At 70.7% G+C, this 5,939-nt stretch carries 4 protein-coding genes; 1 reads left to right on the top strand and 3 read right to left on the bottom strand.

Annotation, left to right across the window (positions count from 1 at the left end):
• The 3 genes from RH94_RS33595 to rhaI form a co-directional block, all read right to left on the bottom strand.
• Positions 1–997: rhamnulokinase (locus tag RH94_RS33595; protein ID WP_234426227.1), on the bottom strand; the 997-nt coding region annotated here is incomplete at its 3' end.
• Between the two features lie 56 nt (positions 998–1,053).
• A complete protein-coding gene (locus tag RH94_RS33590) occupies positions 1,054–3,093 on the bottom strand; it encodes a bifunctional rhamnulose-1-phosphate aldolase/short-chain dehydrogenase (RefSeq protein WP_073952102.1) in 2,040 nt (679 codons plus the stop codon).
• 171 nt (positions 3,094–3,264) lie between these two features.
• A complete protein-coding gene (gene rhaI, locus RH94_RS33585) occupies positions 3,265–4,425 on the bottom strand; it encodes an L-rhamnose isomerase (RefSeq protein WP_073952101.1) in 1,161 nt (386 codons plus the stop codon).
• A 260-nt stretch (positions 4,426–4,685) separates the two neighbouring features.
• Between rhaI and RH94_RS33580 the strand changes: the two genes are divergently transcribed.
• Positions 4,686–5,939: sugar ABC transporter ATP-binding protein (locus RH94_RS33580; RefSeq protein ID WP_234426214.1), on the top strand; the 1,254-nt coding region annotated here is incomplete at its 3' end.

The following is a 5,939-nucleotide window of genomic DNA, read 5'->3' as shown; positions in this document are numbered from 1 at the left end:
CCGCGATCCGCTCGGGCATCCGCCCCGGCGCCAGGAAGGCGGCGTCCCCCGCGTCCACGACCGACCGCAGCGCGGGCACCTCGGCGGCCTGTCGCAGCAGCTCGCCCAGATCGGGGTCGCCCCAGGCCCGTACGCACTCCTGGAGCAGCCACAGCCCCATGATGTTGCGCAGGTAGCGGACCGTGCCGTCGAGCCCCAGCTCGTTGGTGAAGTTGGCGGCACGGCTCTCCTCGGTGAGCACGGGCGCGTCCAGCTCCAGACCCGCCAGCGACCAGGTGCCCGTGCAGATGTACGCGAACCGCTCCCCGACGGCGGGTACGGCGGCCACGGCGGACGCCGTGTCGTGCGAGGCGACGGTCGTCACCGGCACCGGCACCGGCCCGCGCAGCCCGGTCTCCTCCAGCACCTCGGGCCGCAGCACGCCCGCCGGATCGCCGGGCCGGCGCAGCGGTGCGAACAGGCCCAGGTCGACGCCCAGGCGGTCCGCGACCCCGTACGACCAGTCACGTGTGCGCGGGTCGACGAGCTGGGTGGTGGAGGCGTTGGTCAGCTCGGTGCCCTGCTCGCCCGTGAGCCAGTACGTCAGCAGATCGGGCACGAGCAACAGGCGCTCGGCCGCCGCCAGTTGGGCGGTGGAGCGGGCTGCCGCCAGCTGGTACAGGGTGTTGAAGGGGGCGTACTGGATGCCGGTCGCCGCGTACAGCTCGGCGGCCGGCACGGTCGCCCACACCTTCTCCGCCACGCCCTCGGTGCGCGCGTCGCGGTAGTGCACCGGGTTGCCGAGCAGGGCGCCGTCGGCGTCCAGCAGGCCGTAGTCCACGGCCCAGCCGTCGATGCCGACGGAGTCCACCTGCCCCGCCGCCCGCAGCCCGTCCAGCACCCCGGCGTACAGGGCGAGCACGTCCCAGCGCAGCCCCTCGGCAAGCCGCACCGGCCGGTTGGGGAAGCGGTGCGCCTCGGTCAGCTCCAGCAGGCCGGGGCCGACCCGGCCGACCATGACCCGCCCGCTGGACGCGCCGAGGTCGACCGCGGCGTACGCCCGCACGTCCGCGCTCACCGCAGGAAGGCGGCCGCGACGCCGGCGTCGACCGGGACGTGCAGCCCGGTGGTGTGCGTCAACTCCCCGCCGGTCAGTGCGAAGACGGCGTTCGCGACGTGCTCGGGCAGCACCTCCCGCTTCAACAGGGTCCGCTGGGCGTAGAACTCGCCGAGCTTCTCCTCCGGCACCCCGTACACGGCGGCCCGCTGCGCGCCCCAGCCGCCCGCGAAGATCCCGGAACCGCGCACGACCCCGTCCGGGTTGACCCCGTTGACCCGGATGCCGTGCTCACCCAACTCCGCTGCCAGCAGCCGAACTTGATGCGCCTGGTCGGCCTTGGTGGCCGAGTAGGCGATGTTGTCGGGCCCGGCGAAGACGGCGTTCTTGGAGGCGATGTAGACGATGTCGCCGCCCAGCCTCTGCGCGATCATCACCCGCGCCGCCTCCCGCGAGACCAGGAACGACCCGCGCGCCATGACGGCGTGCTGCAGGTCCCAGTCCTCTGCCGAGGTCTCCAGCAGCGGCTTGGAGAGGGAGATGCCCGCGTTGTTGACGACGAGGTCCACCCCGCCGAAGGCGAGCAGTGCCGCCTCGAAGGCGCCTGCGATCTGCTCCTCGTCCGTCACGTCCACGGTCACGGCGACCGCCTTGTCGGGCCCGCCCAGCTCCTCGGCGACGGCGGCGGCGTTCCGCGCGTTCAGGTCGGCGACGACGACGCACGCGCCCTCGGCCACCAGACGGTGCGCGATCGCCTTCCCGATCCCGCTGCCGGCACCGGTGACCAGGGCGACGCGCGTGGCGAGCGGCCGGGGCTCCGGCATCCGCCGGAGCTTGGCCTCCTCCAGCGCCCAGTACTCGATGCGGAACTTCTCCGACTCCTCGATCGGCGCGTACGTCGAGACCGCCTCGGCCCCGCGCATCACGTTGATCGCGTTGACGTAGAACTCGCCGGCCACCCGCGCGGTCTGCTTGTCCTTGCCGAAGGAGAACATGCCGACCCCGGGCACCAGTACGATCGCCGGGTCCGCGCCGCGCATCGCGGGGGAGTCGGGCAGGGCGTGCCTCTCGTAGTAGGCGGCGTACTCCTCGCGGTACTCGGCGTGCAGCTCCTGCAGCCGGTCGACCGTTTCCTGGAGCGGAGCCGTCGGCGGCAGGTCGAGCACGAGCGGACGGACCTTGGTCCGCAGGAAGTGGTCGGGGCAGGAGGTACCGAGCGCGGCGAGCCGCGGATGTTCGGCACGGGAGAGGAAGTCGAGGACGACATCGGCGTCGTCGAAGTGCCCGACCTGTGCCTTGTCCCGCGAGGCGAGGGCGCGGACGTACGGCGCCAGGGCCGCGGCCCGCTCCCGCCGCTCTCCCCCGGGCAGCGCCTCGTACCCCTCGATCACCGCCCCGAACGGCTCGGGCCTCCCGCGCTCGGTGAGAAAGGCCTCGGCGGTGCGGATGATGTGCAGCGAGTTGCGCTCGCACTCCTCGGAGGTGGCGCCCCAGGCGGTGATCCCGTGCCCGCCGAGGACGCACCCGATCGCCTGCGGGTTGGCCTCCTGGACCGCCGCGATGTCCAGCCCCAGCTGGAACCCGGGCCGCCGCCACGGCACCCACACCACCCGGTCCCCGAAGCACTCGGCGGTCAGCTTCTCCCCGTCGGCGGCACAGGCCAGCGCGATACCGGAGTCGGGGTGCAGATGGTCCACGTGCGGCGCGTCGACCAGCCCGTGCATGGCGGTGTCGATGGAGGGCGCGGCCCCTCCCTTGCCGTGCAGGCAGTAGTCGAACGCGGCGACCATCTCGTCCTCGCGCTCGACACCCGGGTAGACGTCCTTCAGCGCCCGCAACCGGTCCAGCCGCAGCACGGCGAGCCCGGCCTCGGTGAGCGTCCCGAGGTCGCCCCCGGACCCCTTCACCCACATCAGCTCGACGTCACCGCCGGTGACGGGGTCGGTGTCGGTGCCTTTGGCGGAGGTGTTTCCGCCGGCGTAGTTGGTGTTCCGGGAATCGGCGCCGAGCCGATGGGACCGGGACAGAAGGGCTTCGGCTTCAGGGTGAAGTGACATACGGGGGCTCCATTCAAGAGAGGGGAGTACAAGAAAGGGGCGCGGGGCTGTATCGATGTGCGGCTCCTCCCCCAAGCCCTTGACGAGCAGGGGGACCCCCGTCGTGGGCGCGATCAGCCCAATACGGCCCGCACTCCGCAGCGATGCGTACCCGGCAGACGATTCCCGGAACTACGCCCCCCACCCGGCCTGTTGACCATCAACCCGCTCGGCAACGATCTTCTCGGCCCACCCGGACCGGGCATACGCGGCAATGGGCTCGGGGTCCAACCCCATCTCCCCCCGCACCTCACGAAGCAACGGCCGCACATCCGTGTTGTACGCGTCCATCAACACGGCGTTGGCCTCCAGCACATCACCAGAGCTCTGCGCCGCAGCCAACGCCGCACGATCAACCAACAGGGCCTTCGCCGTCGCCTCCTGAACATTCATCACCGACCGGACGATCGCCGGAATCTTCGCCTCGATGTTGTGACACTGATCCAGCATGAACGCGACCTCGGACGTGAACCCGCCCCCGCGCACCACCTCGTACATGATTCGGAACAGCTGGAACGGATCGGCCGCGCCCACCATCAGGTCGTCGTCCGCGTAGAAGCGCGAGTTGAAGTCGAACCCGCCGAGCTTCCCCTCCCGCAGCAGCGTCGCCACGATGAACTCGATGTTCGTGCCCGGCGCATGATGCCCCGTGTCCACCACGACCTGCGCCTTCGGCCCCAGCTTCAGGCAGTGCGCGTACGCCGTCCCCCAGTCCGGCACGTCCGTCGTGTAGAAGGCCGGCTCGAAGAACTTGTACTCCAGCAGCATCCGCTGCCCCTCGCCGAGCCGCTCGTACACCTCGGCCAGCCCCTCCGCGAGCCGGTCCTGCCGTGCGCGCACGTCGTCCTGACCCGGATAGTTCGTGCCGTCGGCGAACCACAGCTTCAGATCCCGCGATCCGGTCGCGTCCATGATGTCCACGCACTCCAGCAGGTGGTCGACCGCCTTGCGCCGTACCGCCGCGTCCGGATGGCAGATGCTGCCGAGCTTGTAGTCGTCGTCCTGGAAGGTGTTGGAGTTGATCGTGCCCAGCCTCAGGCCGCGGTCCTCGGCGTGCCGGGCGAGGGCCGTGTAGTCGTCGACCTTGTCCCACGGAATGTGCAGGGCGACGGCCGGCGCGACGCCGGTGACGGCGTGTACCTGAGCCGCGTCGTCCAGCTTCTCCTGCGGGGTGCGCGGTACGCCCAGTTGCGCGAACACCTTGAAGCGGGTCCCCGAGTTCCCGTACGCCCATGACGGCGTCTCGACGGCCTGGGTCTTGAGCGCGGCCTTCACCGCGGCGAGCTCGGTCACTGCAGGGCTCCTGTGACGTCGGGTTGAAAGTCTGCGGATATGAATCGATTCAGGACCGGAAGCTATGAGCCACCAGCAAGGGTGTCAACCCCTCTCGCGTGACCTGTCCTCCGTAACCCCGCCGTGACCTCCTTATCTCGAAACTTTTCACTCCGCACCCATTGACGCGACTTGGCCTCCATGTCTAACGTCCCGGCAACCAAGTTGAAACCTTTCACGGCGCGGGGCGGCTCTCCGTCGGCGTCGTCGAGGAGCCCTCCATGACCCATCCGTCCGACGCGGGTCCGGCCCCGGTGCTGGCGCTCAGGGACATCTCGAAGTCCTTCGGTGCGGTGCGTGCCCTCAGGAACGTGTCCCTGGAGTTGTTCCCGGGAGAGGTGCACGCCCTCGCCGGGGAGAACGGCGCGGGCAAGTCGACTCTGATCAAGACCCTCGCCGGGGTGCACCGGCCGGACGCCGGCCAGGTGCTGCTCGACGGCGAGCCCGTCGTCTTCCACGGCCCCGGCGACGCCCGCGACGCCGGTATCGCCGTGATCTACCAGGAGCCGACGCTCTTCCCCGACCTGTCGATCGCCGAGAACATCTTCATGGGCCGCCGGCCCCGGCGGACCCTGGGCCGTATCGACCACAAGGCCACCCGCGAGGCCACCCTTGCGCTGATGCGGCGTCTCGGTGTCGACCTCGACCCCGACCGCCCCGCACGCGGACTGTCCATCGCCGACCAGCAGATCGTCGAGATCGCCAAGGCGCTCTCCTTCGACGCCCGTGTCCTGATCATGGACGAGCCGACCGCCGCCCTGACCGGCAGCGAGGTCGCCCGCCTCTTCACCGTCGTACGCACCCTGCGCGACCAGGGTGCCGCCGTACTGTTCATCTCCCACCGCCTGGAGGAGATCTTCGAGATCTGCGGGCGCGTGACCACTCTGCGGGACGGCGCCTGGATCGCCAGTGAACCCCTGGAGGGCATGACCGAGGACGACCTCGTGCGCCGTATGGTCGGCCGCGACCTCGACGAGCTCTACCCCAAGCAGGACGTGGCACCGGGCGACGTCGCGCTCAGCGTGCGCCGGCTGACCCGCGAGGGCGTCTTCACCGACGTCTCCTTCGAGGTGCGGCAGGGCGAGATCGTGGGTCTGGCCGGACTGGTCGGCGCCGGGCGCACGGAGGTCGCCCGCGCCGTCTTCGGCATCGACCGCTGGGACGCCGGCGAGGTCGAGGTCGACGGGCGCCGGCTCACCAACGGCGCCCCGTCCACCGCGATGGCCGCCGGGATCGCCCTCGTCCCCGAGGACCGGCGCGCCCAAGGCCTGGTGATGGACATGTCCATCGAGCGCAACATCGGCCTGACGGGCCTCCGCAGAACCGTGAAGGCAGGCCTCATGGACCGCGGCGCCGAACGCAGCCGCTCCCTCGACTGGGCGGTCAGGCTCCAGGTCAAGTACGCCCGGATCGCCGACGCCGTCTCCACGCTCTCCGGCGGCAACCAGCAGAAGGTCGTCCTGGCCAAGTGGCTC

The organism is Streptomyces kebangsaanensis (genome assembly GCF_001906585.1).
Classification (GTDB): Bacteria; Actinomycetota; Actinomycetes; order Streptomycetales; family Streptomycetaceae; genus Streptomyces; species Streptomyces kebangsaanensis.
Note: the sequence above shows the minus strand (reverse complement) of the source record. Positions and strands in the feature narration are given on the sequence as shown.

What these genes read in the sequence shown, in the direction of transcription:
- RH94_RS33590 (WP_073952102.1), bottom strand. Translation starts at nt 3,093, where the DNA reads ATGTCACTTCACCCTGAAGCCGAAGCCCTTCTGTCCCGGTCCCATCGG.